The organism is Methanothrix soehngenii GP6 (genome assembly GCF_000204415.1).
GTDB classification, from domain to species: Archaea; Halobacteriota; Methanosarcinia; order Methanotrichales; family Methanotrichaceae; genus Methanothrix; species Methanothrix soehngenii.
The window spans coordinates 1,603,117-1,621,673 of record NC_015416.1; the positions used below are offsets into that span (position 1 = coordinate 1,603,117).

Consider the following 18,557-nt stretch of genomic DNA (forward strand, 5'->3'; position numbering starts at 1 on the left):
CTTATTATTTCTATCGTTCGGCATGAGATGATGTTTGGCGGAAGAAGAATATGACTTTCTTCCCAATAACGGAGATCCAGGGAGAACTGAATCAAACAGCATTCCTGGAGATCGCTGAGAGTGGAAATCCAGTGCAATAAGAATTAAAGAGGTAGTGTGGTAGATGAAGTTGAACGAACTTAATTGGAGGATGGCTCTGATTGCCCTGGCGGCATCCTGTCTGCTCATATCTGGGGCATTGTCCATGCCCATGGATCGAGGAATGGGAATGCATGCACGTGGGATGATGATCTCCGCTCCACTCAATGTCACCTCAGAGGAGCTGGGCAACATGACCCTGGGGGAGATAAAGGAGCTGGAAAAGAGCGCTCTTAACAGCTCTTTAGAAGAGGAAATGCCCTTTTGCGGAAGGATGAATGCCATGGGCGGGGAGTGGATGGACTTCCGGGGTGCTTCGCCTGCCGGATTTTGCGGGTTTGGCATCTTGGGATGCGGCTTTACCCCTGTATCGCTTATGGATGACATCACTAGTGAGGAGCTGGGCGAGATGAGCCTCAATCAGATCCTGGATCTGTATGATCAGAAGACCGATGAGCTTGAGAGCATGACCCTCAATGAGATCCGGGATCAGTGGAAGACAAAGGTGGAGGCTCAGAACAATATGACCATAAATGAGCTGGTAGATGAGGCCAAAGATATGCAGGCCAAAGAAGGAATCATCAACTGGGTCTCGATCCAGTACCGCCGTCTTGTGGCCTGAGCGTACATAACATTCGCCCCGAAATGGTGCACGGCAGAGTCGCAATCTGCCGTTCACCCTTTTTTCTCCCCCTTGGAGATGTTTTAAATTGATTGAGTTGCAGTAGCTATTTGGCAGGCGAATCTCGATGAATGAAGTTGGCAGAGGAATTCTCTATCTGGGACTGGCGGTGCTGCTGGCAGGCCTGATATCTGTTGGCCTTGCGAATGCGGTTCAGGCCGATCAGATGGAAGGATTTGACGGCGGCAATGATCAGATGAGCCCGGAGAGAAGAGGCGGCGAGGAGCTTTATCGGAATCCGGATATCCCTATGGGTCTCCCGGTTGATCTGCTATTCAGCGGCCACGGGTTTGCCATTCGGGGAAATGAGTCCCATCCCCTCCGATTGAAGGTGGAGGTTCTGCTGCCCGTGCAGCCTGAGCAGATCCGCAAGCTTGTGGCCTCCAACAAGAGCCTGAAGGAGATCAAAGACGACATCCGGGAGAATGTGGGAGACGAGGTCCACCGGGGGAGCCTGATCTTCGACCGGAGACTTTATGCGGCCATCAATTTCAGTTCCCTTCCCGGCTCGAACAACTCCACCCTCCTTGAGGCCGACCTGGCTGACATGAACTCCCTCTCTGCAGGCAATGATTCCGCCATTCTGGGCAGGATCAATCTCACCATATCGTCCTGCATCGAGGGCACAACTGGCCGGGGTGATCTGGAGATCGACCGCCCTCCGCATGAGGGCAGATACTTCGTCCTGCTTGACATGGAGCCTCCAAAAGAAGAGAACTGGCGCTCAAGATCGCAGGCAGAGGGGCCGGAACCGGGGAAAGAGGACCGATGATCAGGCCCAGGAGACAAGAACCTCGTCCGTCCTGTACCCGGGCCGAACATGGGATTGGTCCAGAGGGGTAGAGATGCCGCTCTTGAGCATCAAGAGGCCGGTGTAGGCGATCATGCTGCCGTTGTCCCCCATGAACGAGCGGGGCGGTAAGAAGAACTCCGCTCCCCTCTCGTGGCACATGATTCTCATCATCTCCCCCAGGCGGGCGTTCGCTCCCACTCCTCCCACCAGCATGGCCTCCCTCTTCTCGGCATGGGCCATGGCCCTCTCCGTCACCTCCACCAGCATGGCGAAGGCAGTCTCCTGCAGGCTATAGCAGACGTCTTCCAGATCATGCTTTCCTGCTGCCTCGGTTGCGGCGGTGGACAGGCCGGAGAAGGAGAGGTCCATGCCCTTCACAGTATAGGGGAGGGGAATGTAATTTTTCGCTTTCCGAGCCAGCTCCTCCACCTTCGGGCCGCCGGGATGGGCAAGGCCCACAGAGCGGGCGAACTTGTCGATGGCATTTCCCACGCTGATATCCAGGGTTTCGCCGAATATCCTGTATCTTCCCTGGCGCAGGGCCAGGACCTGGGAGTTGGCGCCGCTCACGTAGATCACCGCGGGATCGCGGGCACCCGACTGCCATTTGCCTACCTCGATATGGGCGACGCAGTGGTTAACCCCCACCAGAGGAATATCAAAACGCAATGAGAGGGCCCGGGCGGCAGTGGCTACTGTGCGCAGGCAAGGCCCCAGGCCCGGTCCCTGGGAGAAGGCCACCCCCTCCAGCTTCAGTCCCCTCTGCCGAGCCTGGGCGAGGACATCTCCCACCACTGCCCTCATGTGCTCGGCATGGTGCTGTGAGGCCTCTCGAGGATGGATTCCTCCCCTGGCCGGGGTGTAAGTAGCGCTCTTCTCATAAATCGCCCCCGACTCATCCACCAGTGCGGCGCTGAGGTTCCAGGCAGTTCCTTCCAGGCCAAATATGATCATTCTCGATCTTGCTCCTCGATCCATTCAGATATATCTCAGGCCGATGTCCTTTCGGTAGCGCATTCCGTTGAACCGGACCCGTTTGATGTTCTCATATGCTTTTGCCCTGGCCTCGGCCAGGCTCTTGCCCCGGGCTACCAGGGTGAAGACCCGGCCGCCGGTGGTGTACAGCCTCCTGTTGCCCGCCGAGTCGGTGCCCCAGGCGGTTCCATTGTGATAGACTATGACCTCCGGGTCCACCCTCTCCAGGCCATTGATGGGCATATTGGTGTAGTGCTCGCCCGGATAACCGGGCCTCTCCGGGCCGGTTGATGAGAGGGGCTTGATCGCCCGGCCGGATATGGCGCATATGCCCAGGCAGAAGTCGTCTGACCATTGCAAAGGAAGCTCATCCAGCCTTCCATCCATCACTGCCATGGAAAGCTGGTAGAAGTCCGTCTGGAGCCTGGGAAGTATCACCTCTGCCTCTGGGTCTCCCAGCCTGACATTGATCTCGAGGACTGCTGGCTCCCGATCCTCAGAGATCATCAGGCCGAAGTAGATCACTCCCCTGTACTCCTGGCCGGAGCTCTCTTTGAAGCCGCGCACCGTGGGGAGAGCGATCTTTTTCATTATCCTCTCCGTCAGCTCCTCGTCCAGCCAGGGGTGAGGGGAGAAGCCTCCCATGCCACCGGTGTTTGGGTTGTTGTCCTGGTTGGGATTACCTGCCAGCTTGTTGAAGAGGCGGATGGCCACACTCTCATCCGGAGAGAAGGCCTGCTTGTAGTCCAGTGCTGATTGCATCGCCTGGACGGTGTGGCCGTCGCTCAGGGCGAAGAACATCAGCTCTCTGCCCTCCAGCCGATCTTCGATCTCTATCCGATCTCCTGCCTCGCCAAAGAGCCTGGGGCTTACCATGATGCGCTCGATAGCGGATGCGGCTTCCTCCGGGGTAGCGCAGACGATGGATCCCTTTCCCGCCGCCAGGCCGTCCGCCTTGACCACCAATCCTCTTCCCGGCTCCTCGGAGCAGCGCTGCTGAACGTACTCTTTTGCCTCCTGGGGATCGCTGAAGTTCTGGCAGGGTGGGACCGGAACACGGAGCTTTTTGAGGAGATCCTTGGTCTGGCATTTGCTGTTCTCGAGCACTGCTGCCTCTCTCTTCGGCCCCAGGATCCTCTGGCCGTCCTCCTGAAATATATCGACGATTCCCTCGGATAGATAGCCTTCTGGACCCACGAAGGTGAGATCGATTCTCTCTTTTTTCACAAAAGCGAGCAGCTCGCTGATGCTCCTGGGCACTTTACCCTCGATCGCCGCCAGGCGACACTTATCCATCATCTCGCTGCCCGCATTGCCTGGGGCCACATAGACCCTCTCCACCGACCCACTCCGGGCAAAGGCATGGGCTATGGCATTTCCTCTGCCTCCCGCATCCACTACCAGAACTCTATTGCCGGACATCAGATTCATTTGAGGATTTTAACCCTAAATAAGCATATTTGCCTCTATAGTTAGCTATTTAAAACACCAGGTTGAGGCAGAGGCAATAGTCCCGTATCTTCATTGATGCCCAGGTACGGCTCTGGCCCTACCTCCGCAAGTTCCTGCAGGTTGCAGGATGACTTGCGCCTCGCGCAGGAGATGATAACCGAATGTATTCCCAAGAGCAGATGCTTAAGATCATTCAGGAGAAGAACGTTGAGTTCCTCCGGTTGCAGTTCACAGACATATCGGGAATAGTGAAGAATGTCGCCATTCCCGCCACCCAGATGGGAAAGGCTTTGAAGAGCGGCATCTCCTTTGATGGGTCATCCATCGAGGGCTTCGCCAGAATTCAGGAGTCGGATATGGTTCTCCGGCCCGATCTCTCCACGTTCAGCCTCTTGCCCTGGAGCACCAAGGACGATGTCAATGAGGCTCGATTGATCTGCGATGTCCATCTTCCCAATGGACTGCCTTTCGAGGGTGCTCCTCGCCGGGTGCTGTACCGTCAGCTGGAGCGGGCGAAGGAGATGGGATTCAAGATGAACGTCGGCCCGGAGCTGGAGTTTTTCCTATTTGAAAAGGGAAATGGCGGCTCTGCTACCACTCCACACGACTTTGGGGGCTACTTCGACCTCGGCCCGGTGGACCTGGCAGAGGATGTGCGCCGGGAGATAACCAGGGCTCTGATCAAGATGGGCTTCACCATCGAGGCCTCTCATCACGAGGTTGCCCGGGGCCAGCATGAGATAGACTTCGTCTATGACGATGCGATCAAGAATGCCGATAAGGTGGTCACATTCAAGTACGTCACCAAGACCATTGCCATGCGCCAGGGCTTGAGGGCGACATTCATGCCCAAGCCGGTTTACGGCGCAGCAGGCAGCGGAATGCATGTCAACATCTCCCTATTCCGGGGCCTGGAGAATGCTTTTTATGATCCCGAGACTCCATTGAACATCAGCGATCTGGCCAGGTTCTTCGTGGGCGGCCTGATAGAGCATGCCAGCGCTATTACCGCCATCGCCAATCCCCTGATCAACTCCTATAAGCGGCTGGTATCCGGGTTCGAGGCTCCCGTCTATATAACCTGGTCCGGGCCGAACCGCTCCTCGCTTATTCGCATCCCCTCAGGCCGGGGCCTATCCACCCGCCTGGAGTTCCGATCCCCTGATACCAGCTGCAATCCCTATCTGACATTCGCCGTCATCCTGGCAGCAGGCCTTGACGGAATAAAAAGAGGCATTGATCCCGGCGATCCCGTGGATTTGAATGTGTACCATCTCACAGCAGCAGAACGAAAATCCCTGGGAATCCAGACACTGCCCTCCAACCTGAAGGAGGCTCTTGACCACCTGGAGGGAGATAAAGTGATACGCGAGGCCCTGGGCGAGCATGTCTATGAGAACGTCATGCGATTGGGCATGCTGGAATGGGAGGAGTATAATAAATTCGTCCATCCCTGGGAGATCGACAGATACATCAATACCTATTGAGTGAATTTTGGGCATTGATTTTTTGCCCGCTCATTTTTCTGGCGTTTTATATGGCCCTGCCAGAAGCTTTTAGCAGATTTTTCTTGAAAAAAGCATTATGCAGATCTGGCACAGAGCCCCTCATGTCGCTGCTTCATCCGAAACGTATATATCTAGCATCATCATTATGGGGTCCGGGCCGGTAGCTTAGTCAGGCAGAGCGAAAGGCTCTTAACCTTTAGGTCGGGGGTTCAAATCCCTCTCGGCCCGCTTTAAAACCGGGGCTGTGGCCTAGCCAGGTAGGGCGATGGGCTCCAGCGGTATATTTGATGATGAGCAACGGGTCTGCTGAGATCTCTCGACGGGGAGGTCGTTGATGATCCGTTGGAGCACTGAAATGGGTTGTTACGGCGGTGAAATCGCTGTAAGAACTTCAGTATCGGAGATACCCGTCGATCGTGAGTTCGAATCTCACCAGCCCCACATTTTTCCCTGGTCCTTTCCACAGCGTTTAAATATCTATGATATGAACTGACTGGGAGGTGCCGAGATGTACAGTGATATTCTCACCATTTGCTGGTCCATAAAAGAGGTCAATAGAAACCTCAGCGACAGGCAAGCCACATCGGATTACTCCATAAGGTATCTTAAAAAAGGATGCTCTGACCTGGCACTCATGATGCGAGAGTTGGGACGGGCCCTCCCGGATGATAAGATCGAGGTGATCGACAGGAACGGCCAGAAGAAGTCATTCTCCATCAACGAAGTGTCGGATATGCTTTATGATACGAAGAAGATCCTGGAGTTCAACCTTATTGACAACATCAGCCGTTGGGCCGAGGCGCGCAAGCTCGCATGAACTGGATCTAGAAAGCGGAAGTTCCTCGATCAGATAATCGCACGCCTCAGGACTCATAGGGCTCATCACCACTCAGAACAGCTCGATCATCATCGGCGTTGCGTTCCAATTTTTATCTTTTACCCATTTCTATAATGAATTTTTCCCTTGGGCAAGGTTGATCAGTTGCTCTATCCCTGCTAGGTTTATGCTTCGACTGGGTATGCATGTCTCCATTGCCGGCGGCCTGGAAAAGGCGTCGGACAGAGCACGGGAGAAGGGCTGCGATGCCTTTCAGATCTTCACCACCAATCCTCGTAGCTGGAGGTCCAAGCCCATTGCTCAACAATCCATAGATCTCTTCTCCTCCTGGCTCAAAGAGTATGATCTGCACCCCGTCGTATCTCATATGCCCTACCTTCCTAACCTCGCCTCCCCTCGAGATGAGGTCTACTCGAGGTCGGTGCAGGCTCTGACCGATGAGCTGGTGCGCTGCCGACTTCTGGGCATACCATATCTGGTGACCCACCTGGGAAGCAATCTGGGCGCAGAAAAGAAAGATGGAAGGGAGAGGATAGCTGAGGCCTTGAAGAAGGCCATCGCTGATTCCGGGGGCGATGTGATGGTGCTCCTGGAGAACGGCGCCGGGACAAAAAATAGCATGGGAAGCACCTTTAAGGATATTGCCTCCATCATCGAGTCCCTTCCCGGCCAGTCCCGCAGCCTTGGGGTGTGCCTGGACACTTGCCACCTTTTTGCTGCTGGATACGATCTTCGCACCCCCCGCGCCCTGGAGAGGACTTTAGAGGAGTTCGATTGCTGCATAAGCTCAAATCGGCTCAAGCTGGTACATCTGAACGACTGCCAGGGCACCCTTGGTTCGCACCTGGACCGACATGAGCACATAGGCCTGGGACAGATCGGCCTGGAAGGCTTCCGGTCAATCGTCTGCCACCCCTCTCTGCGAGAGCTGCCGATGATAATGGAAACGCCGGTGGACTCGCGACGGGACGATAAAGCAAACCTTCTAGTGGTCAGAGCTCTTGCGTCACTGATCGAATAGCTTCTCTACAACGAGCATCAGGGCACCATTGGATATGGGCTTGACCAGATAGCTGCTCGCCCCCAGGTCATAGCATTTCTGTATATCCTGATCCTCGTTCGAGCCGGTGAGAATGACTACAGGTATATCTTTGAGCCTCTGCTCCTTCTTGATAAGGGTGAGAAGGTCGATGCCGCTGATGTCGGGCAGGTTTATGTCCAGCAGGATGAGCTCGGGCAGATCGCTTCCGTTCATGCTCTGCAGGGCTTCTAGTGCCTCCTTGCCATTGGTGGCGACGATAAGGTTTCCATTTAGCTCATTGTGCTTCAAGACCCGCCTGGTAAATGCGATGTCCTCGGCATTATCCTCTACCAGTATGATCTTAATTTCGCGATCCATTAACTCACCCATGCCGACCCATGATCATGCACCCTATATTCGATTTAAACCTCGGGTCCATAATTGAAACTACTTGCAAAAATAGTTATCCCACTGAAGGGAAGAGCCAGAGCTGCCAGGCAGGTTATTGGCAAGTCCACAGTGAAAAATCTGACGAACCACTATCGATCACCAGCGCGGGAAAATCACCTGCCTACTTATGGTCCCTCATCTCTATGAACCTGGAGATCCTTCCGCGGGAGAGAAGAGCCACTCTGCTCAGGGGCACATCCGCCTCGGGATGGTAGCCCAAGAGCCCGGCCAAGGAATCCGCCAGGGCCAGGATCTCTGAGTGCTGGGGCATGGCCGTCCTCTCCAGCCGGGTCCGGGAGCGGCCAAGGTGCATATAGGCCTTCAGCTCGACGAAATCCGGCTCAGCATCTCCGATCAGCCGGGCATAATCATCGAGCCCTTCCATGTTTTGGCCTCGAACCAGGGTCATGCGGATAACGCTGCGGCATCGGTGCTCCTTCAAGAGCTCGAGGGACTCCAGGATCCTCGGCCAGAGGTCCTTTGAGGGATTGCATATCTGGCGATACCTCTCTTCATCTGGGGCATTGAGGCTGAGGTAGAGCTGGGTTGGTCTCAGCTCCGCCAAAACCTCGGGACGGGTGGCATTGCTGACCAGAAATGATGTCATGCCCCGCCTTGAGACCAGATCGATGAACTCTTTCAGGTAGGGGTAGAGGGTGGGCTCTCCCATCAAGGATATGGCCATATGCTTAGGCTCGCGAGCCTCCTCCAGGCGCACTGGATCGGTGGTTGAAGATCCCCCGTAGCCGGATATAAACCTCTGCTGGCCCCGCAGTATCCCTTCCAGAAGCTCAGCCGGCTCCATGGGTTCCTTTCCCGGTATTGGATCATCTATCGGCCTCCAGCAGTGCAGGCAGAGGTGATTGCACTCAAGCGTTGGCGTCATCTGCACACAGCGGTGACTGGCTATGCCGTAAAAGTGGTTTTTATAGCACTGATCGCCACCCCGCATGGAGCGATTCAACCAGAGGCAGGGCTTGACCGCGCCAGAACCCACAAGGTGATAGCCCTGGCGGGCAAGGGCCTTCTCTGCCATTGTGTCTTGCATGATATTCCTCCAATACAAAGTCATAAATCCCTGACGGCTCAACTATTGCGCAGTGGTCGAAATATCCCGATGGGCTTTGGTCCTTTTGATGCTGTTCATTTGCTCTGCAACCGCCGCAGAGCCAGATGAAGATCACCATATAAAGCTAACAAAGGAGGTCGTAGCATCAGGGGATATCATCTCTCAATTGATATCTGGAGAGCCTGTGAGGTATGATAATGTCACTATATCCGGCTCACTAGAGCTGGCAGAGCTGCAGGGATCATTGTCGCAGCCCGTGAGGATTACCAACAGCATCTTCTTGGGGCCGGTAAGGTTTGCTGCGGCGAGCTTTGATGAGCCAATTGACCTGCAGGGGTGCATCTTTCGGGATAACGTGGACTTCTTTGGTTGCCGATTTGCAGGGGGGGCCGGATTTGCAGGGGTCACCTTCGAGGGTCAGGCAGATCTTCGCAACACCTATTTCGGCGGGCAGGCCTCATTTCTGAGCGCTCAATTCTCTGAAGACGCCAGCTTTAGGAACAGCCAGTTTGCTGGAGATGGCATCTTCCTCAACAGCAGCTTTGCCCGGGATGTGGACTTCGATTTCGCTCAGTTCCAGCGGCTGGCCTCTTTTGCAGATGCCAGGTTTGTCAATGTGAGCTTTCTGGAGACCCAATTCGGCGGCCACACATCATTTTTGAATGCTGAGTTTCATGGCAATGCGGCCTTCGCCGCCACCAGATTTGTCGGCAGTGTGGTCTTCCGCGAGGCCGGATTCCTCTTGGGGAGCACCTTTGGCCTCTCCAGCTTCGGGGGGCTGGCAGATTTTACCAATGTCTATTTCAACAAAACAGCCTACTTCGGGGGGGTCAAGTTCACCGACCTGGCTTATTTCGTCAATGCCCGGTTTGATGATGACCTGAACATGGAGGATTCCAGGCTCTATAACATGCGTCTGGACAACGTGAGCCTTCAGGAAGACTCGAAGATCAACCTCAACAACTCAGATTTCACCAAGCTGGAGGTTCGCTGGGCGGTGATAAAGGATCGGCTGGTTTACAATGGCGCCGCTTATCTGGCCCTGGTCAAGAACTATAAGAGCCTGGAGTGGTTTGACGATGCCGACGACTGCTACTATCAGTACCGCAGAATAGGGCAGGACCAGGCACCCTGGGGCTGGGGAAAGATCTCGGATCTGATCTCCTGGCTCTCCTGCGGCTATGGGGTCCGGGTGAGCTATACCGCCTTTTGGTGCCTCTTTACCATTCTGTTCTTCGGGGTGATCTTCTGGGCAGGAAAGGGGATGAACAAGTTCGAGATCGAGGGGATGGAGCTTCCTGGAGACCATCGCCTGAGGCCCACAGCGAGGGTATCTTTCACCGATGCCCTTTACTTTTCCATCGCCATGTTCACCACCTCCCAGGCACCGGTCAACACTTATCCCGTGGGCTTCTACCGCCACCTGGCCATGGCAGAGGGAATCCTTGGATGGTTCTTCCTCGGTCTGTTCGTAGTAGTATTGAGCGGCGTTCTCATCCGCTAAAATGGAATTGTTGAGCAAAATCCGAGCCGCCGATCCGGAAAGGTTGATATATCTGTTGGTTAAACCAGGAGAGTCCAAAAGAAGGGCGCGTGGCCTAGTCAGGATAAGGCGGCAGCCTCCTAAGCTGTAGATCGGGGGTTCGAATCCCTCTGCGCCCGCTTGCTTTTTATTTATCTGGTTGGACTCAGGGAACGATCTTGGATATGGCCAGCTCCAGAATATCCTCCGCACCCGACTTTTTCAGCAGGGGAATGAGCAGGTTGACCTGGGATCGGTCCACCACCGTCTCTATGGCATAGTAATCGGTGCTGTACAGCTTGGAGAGGGTGGGCCTTTTCATGCTGGGAAGCATGGATATGACGGCATCCAAGGCGGCTTCTGGCACGTTCATCTTCAAGAGGGTCTTTCCTCGCGCCCTCATAACAGCCAGGAGGAGTGTCTGGACTGCGGAGATGTCATCGTGTTTCTCCTTATCGGCAAAGCTCTTCTTATTGGCTACCAGCTCTGAAGTCGACTCCAGCATGACATCGATGATCTTCAGGCCGTTCTTCTTAAGGGTAGAGCCGGTCTCGGTGAGGTCCACCACCACGTCGGTCAGCTCGGGAACCTTGGCCTCGGTGGCGCCAAAGGAGAACTGGATGTCCACTGGAATTCCGAGGTTTGAGAAGTAGGCCCTGGTCAGATTGGGATATTCTGTGGCCACCCTGCTACCCGGCTTTATCATTCGGGCTGAGCTTATCTGGAGGCTCTCCAGCACCGCCACCACCAGCTTCACCGCTCCTGGCCCCTGCTTGCCATAGTTCAGATCGGCTACCTTGGTCACAATGGCCCCGGACTCCATGATCCAGTCTGTGCCCGAGATCCCCAGGTCGAAGTAGCCCTTGGCCACATATCCTGGTATCTCCTGCGGGCGGAGGATCTTCACCTTGCCTATGCGCGGATCATCTATACGGGCGTTGTACTCCCGCTCAGTTCTCTTAACCTCCAGCCCCGCCTGCTCGAAGAGCTGCAGGGTCTGGTTTTGCAGGCTGCCCTTGGGAATAGCGATGTCAATCATTTCTTGGTCTCCTCTCCAGCAACATATTTCATCTTTCGCCCGATCTGATAGCCCCTTTCAATTTATAACCAATTCCATTGGCTTGTCAATCGTCAAAAACAGTCCCTCCTGGCTCACAATATTTATAAATAACTACTGTGATACCATTTTTGTGAAAGGGGGAAGGGGAGATTATGTCAGCAGTGATCATCTCGGATACGCACTTTGGCCTTGATTCATCCACACTCAGCGATCCTTCTAAGGTCGATCGGTTGATGAAGGAGATATCGGTTTATGGGGGAGGATGCGACCAGGTCATCTTATTGGGAGATATATTCGATTTCTGGAGGGTGCGGCCTGAGAATGCCCTGCGAGAGTCGGTTCCCCTTTTAAAGAGGTTGGGCGAGGAGGATCTTAAGATCCACTATGTGGTGGGAAATCACGATCATCATTTGGTGGTGCAAAAGCAGGAATCGGACTTCATGGAGAGGACTGCGCGTGGCGACCTTTTTCCCGTATACTCACCCTCTTTGCGCTGGCGCCAGACCATAAACGGCCTGAACATCGATATGCTCTACCCCACCTACCGCATCCGCTGCTGCCACCGGACGGTGCTTTTCACTCACGGCCACCACCTTGCCGGCATTCATATCTTCACCATGCAGATGGTGGAGAGGATTCGCCGGCTTTACGGAGAGGAGCTCCTCCCCGCGGACCTGGAGATGATGATGGCCTATGCTTATGAGAGCATCTACCGCTCCTCATACATCGGCGAGATGGTCTCCTTTGAGGAGAGGGTCTGGAAGGCATCCAGCCTTTTGCAGAGGATCACCACCGGGGTTTTTCATGATCACCATATCGCCTCGGTGGAGGCGCAGTATGAGGCCATAGAGAGATTTATTCGCGACAGGAATCTGGGTGAGATCGACTGCTTCATCTATGGGGATACCCACCGGGCAGGGATCTTCCAGAGGATGGGGGGTCCATTGGCGGTGAATGCTGGAAGCTTCACCCGGGTTCCAGGAAAAGGCTCTCGCATCAAGACTCCAGACACTTACATCATTCTCGATGACGATGGCCTGGCTTTGAGGCAGCTGGGAAAGGCCGAGCCCCTATTTCTATGCGAGCTTCTCTGAATTTTGGATCATATCCACTCCATGCCAAGATTGGAGAAGATTATTATAATCGTGGTCTGCCTTTCATAATCGATGAATCTCATTGATGCCCTGAAAAGCAGGAGGTCGATCCGAAGGTATCAGTCCCGTCCCATCCCCAAAGATCTGGCCAAATCCCTGATCGATGCCGCCCAGACTGCACCTTCTGCGGGTAACCTCTCGGCCAGAAGATATGTCCTGGTGAGCAATGAGGATATGAGGCGGCTGCTGGCCGCTGCCGCCTACGGCCAGGAGCATATCGAAGAGGCTCCTCTTCTCATCGCGGTCTGCGCTGATGTGAAGGCATCCAGCGTTCGCTATGGCAGCCGGGGCGGCCTATATGCCATCCAGGATGCAGATGCAGCAACGATGTGCCTTCTCCTGGCCGCTCATGATGCCGGCCTGGGGGCCTGCTGGAATGGGGCATTTGACGACGACATGGTCCGCGAAGCCCTCCATCTGGAGGATGATGTCCTGCCTGTGGCCATAGTCTCCCTGGGCTGGCCCGAGGAGAGCCCGGCCCGACCGGAGCGCACGAGGCGTGTTGGGGAGGTCAGTTGGATAGACTAGCTGCCGGGCTGCGCAGCATTGCAGAGGCGATCCTCATGGGAGAGATAGGGGATGAGGCAGCTCTTGAAGCGGCCAAGAAGAGGCTCTCTGCTCAACTGGGCCTGGCCTCCTTGCCCAGCAATGCCGATATCCTGGGCCAGGCAAGGGCTGGGGAACGAGAGGCTTTGAAGATGCTGATCAGAAAGCCGACTCGAACCCTCTCTGGGGTGGCGGTCATCGCTGCCATGACCTCTCCTGCTCGCTGCCCTCATGGGACCTGCGTCCCCTGCCCGGGGGGAATCTTAAACCTCTCGCCTCAAAGCTACACTGGTAAGGAGCCGGCGGCACTTCGAGCCGAGCAGCACGGTTTTGATCCTTATGACCAGGTAACGGCAAGGCTAGCCCAGCTGGATGAGATCGGCCACCCTCTGGACAAGTCGGAGCTGATCATCATGGGGGGGACGATCACCTCCCGTCCCCTGGGATATCAGAACTGGTTTGTCAAGCGCTGTCTTCAGGCCATGAACGACTTTCCCGACGGACGGGAGAGCTCTGGCTGGCAGCCCTTCGAGTCGGTGGCCAGGGCGAATGAGTCCGCTCTGGTCAGAAACATCGGTACCACCTTTGAGACCAGGCCGGACTGGTGCCGCCCCCGGGATATAGAAGAGATGCTGCGGCTGGGGGCGACCAAGGTGGAGCTGGGGGTGCAGAGCCTGGATGAGGACCTGCTGGTGAGGATGAAACGGGGGCATAAGGTCGAGGATGCTGCCCAGGCCAGCGCCAACCTGCGAGAGGCAGGGCTGAAGGTGGGATTCCACATGATGCCCGGCCTTCCCGGCTCCAGCCCGGATCTGGATTTAGCGGTATTCAGGGAGCTCTTCTCCGATAGCCGCTTTCGTCCTGACTACCTGAAGATCTATCCCACGCTGGTCATCGAGGGTACGGAGCTATACCGTCAGTACCTGCGGGGTGAGTATACTCCCCTGGGGGATGATGATGCGGCAGAGCTAGTCTCACGAATCAAGGAGACCCTACCCCGATATGTTCGCCTGCAGCGGGTGCAGAGGGATATACCATCCCCTCTGATCGTGGCTGGGGTGAAGAAGTCCAATCTTCGTCAGCTGGCCAAAAAGAGGCTGGAGGATCGGGGCAGCAGCTGCCGCTGCATCCGCTGTCGGGAGGCGGGATTGAGACGGGTGGTCCAGGCCGAACCCAGGCTGGTGCACGAATCCTATATCGCCTCCGGAGCGAGAGAGCACTTCCTCTCCTTTGAGAGCGAGGATGATGTCCTGGTGGGATTTTTGCGCCTGCGCCTGAGCACCTCCGCCCGGGTGCGAGAGCTGCATGTCTACGGCCCCATGGTTCCCATCGGCAAGAGGAAGGACGGATGGCAGCATCGGGGCTATGGAGCCCGGCTGATGGAGGCGGCGGAGAGGCTGGCCCAGGAGGCGGGGTATCCCCTGATAGAGGTCACCAGCGGCATAGGGGCGAGGGGCTACTATCGCCGGCGGGGGTACGATCTATGCCCGCCTTATATGGTAAAGAGGCTCAGATAGAATGCAGCAGAGGCTGGATTGGCCCTCATGCGCTGCCGAGCCGGATTCACCACAACCTTTAAATTCAGTGCCCTGAAGATCATTTGCGATCTGAGGAATTAAATTATGCGTTGGCAAGGCAAGATAGGAAGGAAGCTCACGGGCGGAAAGTTGATTTTGGCCCGGGGCAAGAGGAAGTTCGAGATTGGAAGAGAGCAGAGCGATACCACTATCGGCGAGGTGAGGATCAAGAAGGTCCAGGTCCGGGGCGGAAGGGAGAAGGTTAGGATGCTGCGGGGCAATATGGTTGCAGTCGCCGATCCCGTAACCGGTATGAGCAAGATGGTCAAGATCGAGACGGCAAAAGAGAATCGGGCAAATCTGCACTACATGAGAAGGAACATTCTCACCAAAGGCGCTGTCATCAAGACGGAGATCGGGGATGCCAGGATAACCAACCGGCCCGGCCAGGATGGCATCATCAATGCCGTACTGCTCCCATCTGAGTAGAATTCATTTTTGTTTTGATGTTCATTGTGTTTCGCTGCAGCTGTGGACGGCATCTGTACTCTCCGGATGATGCCAAGACCAGAACCTGCCCCTGCGGAAAGAGGACGGCCTTGAGCAGGGTGAGGATTCTGGCCACAGCCCCCGATGCCCGCGCTGCGGGCGAGATTGTGAGAAGGCTGCAGCTGGGCGATTCCGGCCTGACCGGTTTCAGTCAGGCAAAGCTTTAGAATTTCATTTATCGCCCTCTTGAACTTCTCCGGGGGATGATGGCAAATGAGGCCTGGGTTAAAGAGAGCGGTGTGCCGTCATCTCTGCTCGTCACCCCGCCCTCAACGAAGGCCACCCTTCTTCCCTTCTTAACCACCTTCGCCTGGGCGGAGATGCAGCCTTTTTTAATCCCCTGCAGGAAGCTGGTGCTCTCGGATATGGTGGCTATATCCTCCTCCTCTTCCAAGACGGTAAATAGAGCCAGGGCCATGGCCTCATCGCATAAGGCAGAGTAAAGGCCTCCCTGCAGCCATCCCACTCCATTCAGCATATCCGGCCGGACTGGCATGAACAGCACTGCCTCTCCCTCTCCATAAGAGCCCAGCTCTATTCCCATCAACCGGAAGAATGGATTGGCATCCCTGCCCAAAGCCTGGATATTTGCTAGATACCTCATCTTTATCGACCATGCAAATCCTGGAAAACTGCGCTTATATAGCTGGTGGAAAGATAAGCTATGGTTTATGACCATTCTCATCGGTTGCAGCGGTTGGTCTTATGAAGATTGGGTGAGAGGGAGAAAAGGGAGGATGACTTCCGCCTGAACCGCTATGACTATCTTTATCCCATCGAGCAGCTCGAATCCTGGATTCCAAGGAGTGAACTACCGCGTCCTGAAGGGCGCGGCTTCCCACGTCATCGCCAAAACTTGCATCACGGATATGTGATGTAGCGGTTTTGGTTCTATGGGCGCTACGGGCTGTTCCATCCCTGTGATTAGTATGTTCCTGGAAGCATTGTAGTCTCGATCACATGAGAATCCGCAATAGGGGCACTCATGTACTCGTACCGACAGATCTTTTTCTGCGATGCTTCCACAAGCAGAACACCTTTGAGTTGTGTTCCTGGGATCTACTTTTATCAACTTCCGACCAGCACTTTGAGCCTTATACGAAAGCATGAATACGAACTTAGACCAGGATGCATCATGGATGCTGCGATGCATACCATTATTATGGCCTTTCTCTTTCAGACCTTTGATATCAAGATCCTCAACACAGATGATATCAAAGTTATTGACATAGGCCCGAGATAGCTTATGCAGGAAATCGTCTCGTTGGCAGTTGATTCTCTTATGCAGCTTCGCGATTTTATACTTGAGGGACTTATAATTATTCGATCCCCTCACCGCTCTGGCTAGCCTTCGTTGCAGTCTTGCCAGTTTATCAGCAGATTGCTTGGCACATCTTGGATTCTCTATCTCATTGCCAACAGAGTCAACCACGAAGGAAGTCAAACCGACATCCAGACCTACTGCTTCCTCGGTTTCTGATAACGGCTGTGGTTCCTGATTAGCCTGGACTATGGCGAACCATCTCTCGCCTTCTCTCTTGACTATGACTGCTTTGATGCAACCTTCGATCTTTCGATAGATCTTGATCCGCATGTCCCCGATCTTGGATAGATGCAGTACGCCATGATCTTGATCGATTTTGAAGCCTGATTGGTTGTAATTTAGGGTATTATACCAACCATATCCCTTGAATCTGATATGACCAATCTTCCGACTGTTCTTCTTGGATGCTGCTAGTCCCTTGATGTTAGACCAAAGAGTGTAATTCACCATCTGGAGGACTTTGGAATAGACCCGATTCAGTTTCGGATTCTCAAGCTTCAGAGATGGGATCTTGTTCTGAGTATCATAGGTCTTGAGCTTGATGCCTTTCTCTTTAGCATCATTCAGGTCTTGGAGAATCCGGTTATATAGCCATCTACAAGCATCCAAATTCTCAGCTAACTTCCATTGAGTGATCTTGTTCGGGAAGATGGGATATTTGTAGCTGATAATCATACAAATACAGATATGCTTACCTAATATTTATATCAGTTGAGGGCGGCGTGAAAGTAATTATGGCAAAGGACTCCGCTTTCATCCTGTTGCGACTGCGTCGCAACTCCCCCGTACTCGCAGTCCGGGAGACCACCCTGAAGGATGGGGACTTCCCGCTCCGTCCTTCGCAATCCTACGAGTTAAAGAGGCGGAGATAGGTGAGCAAATGGTCCGGATCTACTTCAATAACCATGCCCGGTCCAAGGCGGCAGCAAATGCCTTTCAGCTAATGGACCTCTTAGAGATCCCCCACGAGCCCAAAAAGATCCGGCAGCAGGATCAGTTCACCCTGGGTTGCTTTTAAGAGGTGATATGAGATGCGTTTGAAGGAGGGGCTGGTGGGAGTTGTGCCCGAGGAGAGGCTCGCGCGTCTTTCCAGCCGTTTCCATGTGATCGGAGATATCGCTATCCTCTATCTTGACCCTGAGCTGGACGGCTACAAGGATGAGATTGCTTCAGCCCTCTTGGATCAGTGCAGGAATGTTCGTACGGTCTTCAATAAGATCACCCCCCTGGAGGGGGAGAGGAGAACCTCCCGCCTGGAGCTTCTGGCAGGCGAGGGAAATTCCTTCACCGTTCATCGGGAGTTCGGCTTTCGATATCATCTGGATGTGGCAAGGGTCTTTTTCAACAGCCGTCTGGGTTACGAGAGGATGAGGGTGGCGGTCCAGGTAAAGGCAGGGGAAGAGGCGCTGGTCTTGTTTGCCGGGGTGGGCCCCTTCGCCATTCCCCCCGCCGCCCGGGGAGCTAGGGTGGTGGCCCTGGAGAAGAGCCCGGAGGCCTGCAGCTGGCTGGCGGAGAACGCCCGGGAGAATGGGGTGGCGGAGAGGATCGCGGTCATAAATGCGGATGCATTCTCTATGGCAGCCCTCCTGAAAAGAAGGTTTGACCGGGCGATTGTGCCCGCCCCCTATGGAATGGACCGGATAGTGGATGCCCTGCCAGGGATGCTGAGACGGGGTGGGATCATCCATTTTTATACCTTCAAGAAGGCCCAGCAGATCGAGGGGCTGAAAAAGAGCTACGAAGATCTGGGCCTGGAGGTGTTGCTGTGCAGAAGGTGCGGAAATGTAGCGCCAAATGTCAGCCGTTGGGCATTTGACATGCAGAAGATCTGATCAGATCCGGGAAGAGACGAAGATAAGGAAGTGAAACCCACATGAGCACATTGCTCATGCAAGAAGGATGAAAACCTGATATCATTGCAAAGCCATTAATTGCTTTGATATGGGCGGTGAAGGCAGT

21 protein-coding genes and 3 tRNA genes are annotated in these 18,557 nt (G+C 54.7%); 17 read left to right on the forward strand and 7 right to left on the reverse strand.

Going from position 1 to position 18,557, the window contains the following annotated elements:
- Positions 1–163 precede the first annotated feature (163 nt).
- Positions 164–760 carry a hypothetical protein gene (locus MCON_RS08030; protein ID WP_013719499.1) on the forward strand — a complete coding sequence of 199 codons (597 nt, stop codon included), beginning with the start codon at positions 164–166 and terminating at the stop codon, positions 758–760.
- Positions 761–887: 127 nt separating this feature from the next.
- The gene (locus MCON_RS08035; RefSeq protein WP_013719500.1) at positions 888–1,592 is read left to right on the forward strand and encodes a hypothetical protein; all 705 of its coding nucleotides are present in this window, start codon (positions 888–890) and stop codon (positions 1,590–1,592) included.
- Here the strand turns inward: MCON_RS08035 and MCON_RS08040 are convergent, their stop codons facing one another.
- On the reverse strand, positions 1,593–2,591 hold the full coding sequence (locus MCON_RS08040; RefSeq protein WP_013719501.1) for a bifunctional N(6)-L-threonylcarbamoyladenine synthase/serine/threonine protein kinase: 999 nt from the start codon (positions 2,589–2,591) through the stop codon (positions 1,593–1,595).
- Positions 2,592–4,019: a phosphoribosylamine--glycine ligase gene (gene purD / locus MCON_RS08045; RefSeq protein WP_013719502.1), complete on the reverse strand. Its 1,428-nt coding sequence runs from the start codon at positions 4,017–4,019 to the stop codon at positions 2,592–2,594.
- Between the two features lie 182 nt (positions 4,020–4,201).
- Between purD and glnA the strand changes: the two genes are divergently transcribed.
- From glnA to MCON_RS08065, 5 genes are all read left to right on the forward strand, one after another.
- Positions 4,202–5,527, forward strand: coding sequence for a type I glutamate--ammonia ligase (gene glnA, locus MCON_RS08050; RefSeq protein ID WP_013719503.1), 1,326 nt, complete (start codon positions 4,202–4,204; stop codon positions 5,525–5,527).
- Between the two features lie 175 nt (positions 5,528–5,702).
- A tRNA-Lys gene (locus MCON_RS08055) sits at positions 5,703–5,776 on the forward strand.
- Positions 5,777–5,786: 10 nt separating this feature from the next.
- Positions 5,787–5,989, forward strand: a tRNA-Trp gene (locus MCON_RS16155).
- Between the two features lie 67 nt (positions 5,990–6,056).
- Positions 6,057–6,365 carry a hypothetical protein gene (locus MCON_RS08060; protein WP_013719504.1) on the forward strand — a complete coding sequence of 103 codons (309 nt, stop codon included), beginning with the start codon at positions 6,057–6,059 and terminating at the stop codon, positions 6,363–6,365.
- A 187-nt stretch (positions 6,366–6,552) separates the two neighbouring features.
- Positions 6,553–7,407, forward strand: a complete 855-nt coding sequence (locus tag MCON_RS08065; RefSeq protein ID WP_013719505.1) for a deoxyribonuclease IV — start codon at positions 6,553–6,555, stop codon at positions 7,405–7,407.
- Here MCON_RS08065 and MCON_RS08070 read toward each other — a convergent pair.
- Both MCON_RS08070 and twy1 read right to left on the reverse strand, forming a co-directional pair.
- Positions 7,393–7,785: a response regulator gene (locus MCON_RS08070; protein ID WP_013719506.1), complete on the reverse strand. Its 393-nt coding sequence runs from the start codon at positions 7,783–7,785 to the stop codon at positions 7,393–7,395. The genes MCON_RS08065 and MCON_RS08070 overlap by 15 nt on opposite strands.
- A 193-nt stretch (positions 7,786–7,978) precedes the next feature.
- Complete coding sequence (twy1, locus tag MCON_RS08075; RefSeq protein WP_013719507.1) at positions 7,979–8,905, reverse strand: 4-demethylwyosine synthase TYW1; 927 nt, start codon at positions 8,903–8,905, stop codon at positions 7,979–7,981.
- A 52-nt stretch (positions 8,906–8,957) separates the two neighbouring features.
- On the opposite strand from twy1, the gene MCON_RS08080 reads away from it, so the two are divergent.
- Together MCON_RS08080 and MCON_RS08085 are read left to right on the forward strand one after the other, a co-directional pair.
- Positions 8,958–10,430, forward strand: a complete 1,473-nt coding sequence (locus MCON_RS08080) for a pentapeptide repeat-containing protein (RefSeq protein WP_157863736.1) — start codon at positions 8,958–8,960, stop codon at positions 10,428–10,430.
- Between the two features lie 83 nt (positions 10,431–10,513).
- A tRNA-Arg gene (locus MCON_RS08085) sits at positions 10,514–10,588 on the forward strand.
- A gap of 26 nt (positions 10,589–10,614) precedes the next feature.
- Here the strand turns inward: MCON_RS08085 and hisG are convergent.
- Positions 10,615–11,487, reverse strand: coding sequence for an ATP phosphoribosyltransferase (gene hisG, locus MCON_RS08090; protein WP_013719509.1), 873 nt, complete (start codon positions 11,485–11,487; stop codon positions 10,615–10,617).
- 173 nt (positions 11,488–11,660) lie between these two features.
- On the opposite strand from hisG, the gene MCON_RS08095 reads away from it, so the two are divergent.
- From MCON_RS08095 to MCON_RS08115, 5 genes are all read left to right on the forward strand, one after another.
- Entirely contained in the window at positions 11,661–12,602 is a 942-nt protein-coding gene (locus MCON_RS08095; RefSeq protein ID WP_048132170.1) for a metallophosphoesterase, read from the forward strand.
- Between the two features lie 72 nt (positions 12,603–12,674).
- Positions 12,675–13,190, forward strand: a complete 516-nt coding sequence (locus MCON_RS08100; RefSeq protein WP_013719511.1) for a nitroreductase family protein — start codon at positions 12,675–12,677, stop codon at positions 13,188–13,190.
- Positions 13,178–14,725: a tRNA uridine(34) 5-carboxymethylaminomethyl modification radical SAM/GNAT enzyme Elp3 gene (locus MCON_RS08105; protein WP_013719512.1), complete on the forward strand. Its 1,548-nt coding sequence runs from the start codon at positions 13,178–13,180 to the stop codon at positions 14,723–14,725. Before MCON_RS08100 ends, MCON_RS08105 begins: the two co-directional genes overlap by 13 nt.
- A gap of 105 nt (positions 14,726–14,830) precedes the next feature.
- Positions 14,831–15,214, forward strand: coding sequence for a 30S ribosomal protein S8e (locus tag MCON_RS08110; RefSeq protein ID WP_013719513.1), 384 nt, complete (start codon positions 14,831–14,833; stop codon positions 15,212–15,214).
- Positions 15,215–15,231: 17 nt separating this feature from the next.
- A complete protein-coding gene (locus MCON_RS08115; RefSeq protein WP_048132172.1) occupies positions 15,232–15,441 on the forward strand; it encodes a DUF1922 domain-containing protein in 210 nt (69 codons plus the stop codon).
- Positions 15,442–15,449: 8 nt separating this feature from the next.
- On the opposite strand, the gene MCON_RS08120 is transcribed toward MCON_RS08115, so the two are convergent.
- Together MCON_RS08120 and MCON_RS08125 are read right to left on the reverse strand one after the other, a co-directional pair.
- The gene (locus MCON_RS08120; protein WP_013719515.1) at positions 15,450–15,878 is read right to left on the reverse strand and encodes a PaaI family thioesterase; all 429 of its coding nucleotides are present in this window, start codon (positions 15,876–15,878) and stop codon (positions 15,450–15,452) included.
- Positions 15,879–16,085: 207 nt separating this feature from the next.
- Positions 16,086–17,273, reverse strand: coding sequence for an RNA-guided endonuclease InsQ/TnpB family protein (locus tag MCON_RS08125; RefSeq protein ID WP_013719516.1), 1,188 nt, complete (start codon positions 17,271–17,273; stop codon positions 16,086–16,088).
- A gap of 47 nt (positions 17,274–17,320) precedes the next feature.
- Between MCON_RS08125 and MCON_RS16160 the strand changes: the two genes are divergently transcribed.
- The 3 genes from MCON_RS16160 to MCON_RS08130 are packed head-to-tail and all read left to right on the forward strand — an operon-like array spanning position 17,321 to position 18,430.
- Positions 17,321–17,470: a hypothetical protein gene (locus MCON_RS16160; protein ID WP_157863737.1), complete on the forward strand. Its 150-nt coding sequence runs from the start codon at positions 17,321–17,323 to the stop codon at positions 17,468–17,470.
- A gap of 8 nt (positions 17,471–17,478) precedes the next feature.
- Positions 17,479–17,616: a hypothetical protein gene (locus MCON_RS16165; protein WP_157863738.1), complete on the forward strand. Its 138-nt coding sequence runs from the start codon at positions 17,479–17,481 to the stop codon at positions 17,614–17,616.
- Positions 17,617–17,629: 13 nt separating this feature from the next.
- Positions 17,630–18,430: a class I SAM-dependent methyltransferase gene (locus MCON_RS08130; protein WP_013719517.1), complete on the forward strand. Its 801-nt coding sequence runs from the start codon at positions 17,630–17,632 to the stop codon at positions 18,428–18,430.
- Positions 18,431–18,557 lie beyond the last annotated feature (127 nt).

Excerpts from the sequence above, each read along its gene's own strand:
- MCON_RS08030 (WP_013719499.1), top strand. The coding sequence starts at position 164 with ATGAAGTTGAACGAACTTAATTGGAGGATGGCTCTGATTGCCCTGGCG.
- MCON_RS08035 (WP_013719500.1), top strand. The coding sequence starts at position 888 with ATGAATGAAGTTGGCAGAGGAATTCTCTATCTGGGACTGGCGGTGCTG.
- MCON_RS08040 (WP_013719501.1), bottom strand. The coding sequence starts at position 2,591 with ATGGATCGAGGAGCAAGATCGAGAATGATCATATTTGGCCTGGAAGGA.
- purD (WP_013719502.1), bottom strand. The coding sequence starts at position 4,019 with ATGAATCTGATGTCCGGCAATAGAGTTCTGGTAGTGGATGCGGGAGGC.
- glnA (WP_013719503.1), top strand. The coding sequence starts at position 4,202 with ATGTATTCCCAAGAGCAGATGCTTAAGATCATTCAGGAGAAGAACGTT.
- MCON_RS08060 (WP_013719504.1), top strand. The coding sequence starts at position 6,057 with ATGTACAGTGATATTCTCACCATTTGCTGGTCCATAAAAGAGGTCAAT.
- MCON_RS08065 (WP_013719505.1), top strand. The coding sequence starts at position 6,553 with ATGCTTCGACTGGGTATGCATGTCTCCATTGCCGGCGGCCTGGAAAAG.
- MCON_RS08070 (WP_013719506.1), bottom strand. The coding sequence starts at position 7,785 with ATGGATCGCGAAATTAAGATCATACTGGTAGAGGATAATGCCGAGGAC.
- twy1 (WP_013719507.1), bottom strand. The coding sequence starts at position 8,905 with ATGCAAGACACAATGGCAGAGAAGGCCCTTGCCCGCCAGGGCTATCAC.
- hisG (WP_013719509.1), bottom strand. The coding sequence starts at position 11,487 with ATGATTGACATCGCTATTCCCAAGGGCAGCCTGCAAAACCAGACCCTG.
- MCON_RS08095 (WP_048132170.1), top strand. The coding sequence starts at position 11,661 with ATGTCAGCAGTGATCATCTCGGATACGCACTTTGGCCTTGATTCATCC.
- MCON_RS08100 (WP_013719511.1), top strand. The coding sequence starts at position 12,675 with ATGAATCTCATTGATGCCCTGAAAAGCAGGAGGTCGATCCGAAGGTAT.
- MCON_RS08110 (WP_013719513.1), top strand. The coding sequence starts at position 14,831 with ATGCGTTGGCAAGGCAAGATAGGAAGGAAGCTCACGGGCGGAAAGTTG.
- MCON_RS08115 (WP_048132172.1), top strand. The coding sequence starts at position 15,232 with ATGTTCATTGTGTTTCGCTGCAGCTGTGGACGGCATCTGTACTCTCCG.
- MCON_RS08120 (WP_013719515.1), bottom strand. The coding sequence starts at position 15,878 with ATGAGGTATCTAGCAAATATCCAGGCTTTGGGCAGGGATGCCAATCCA.
- MCON_RS08125 (WP_013719516.1), bottom strand. The coding sequence starts at position 17,273 with ATGATTATCAGCTACAAATATCCCATCTTCCCGAACAAGATCACTCAA.
- MCON_RS16165 (WP_157863738.1), top strand. The coding sequence starts at position 17,479 with ATGGTCCGGATCTACTTCAATAACCATGCCCGGTCCAAGGCGGCAGCA.
- MCON_RS08130 (WP_013719517.1), top strand. The coding sequence starts at position 17,630 with ATGCGTTTGAAGGAGGGGCTGGTGGGAGTTGTGCCCGAGGAGAGGCTC.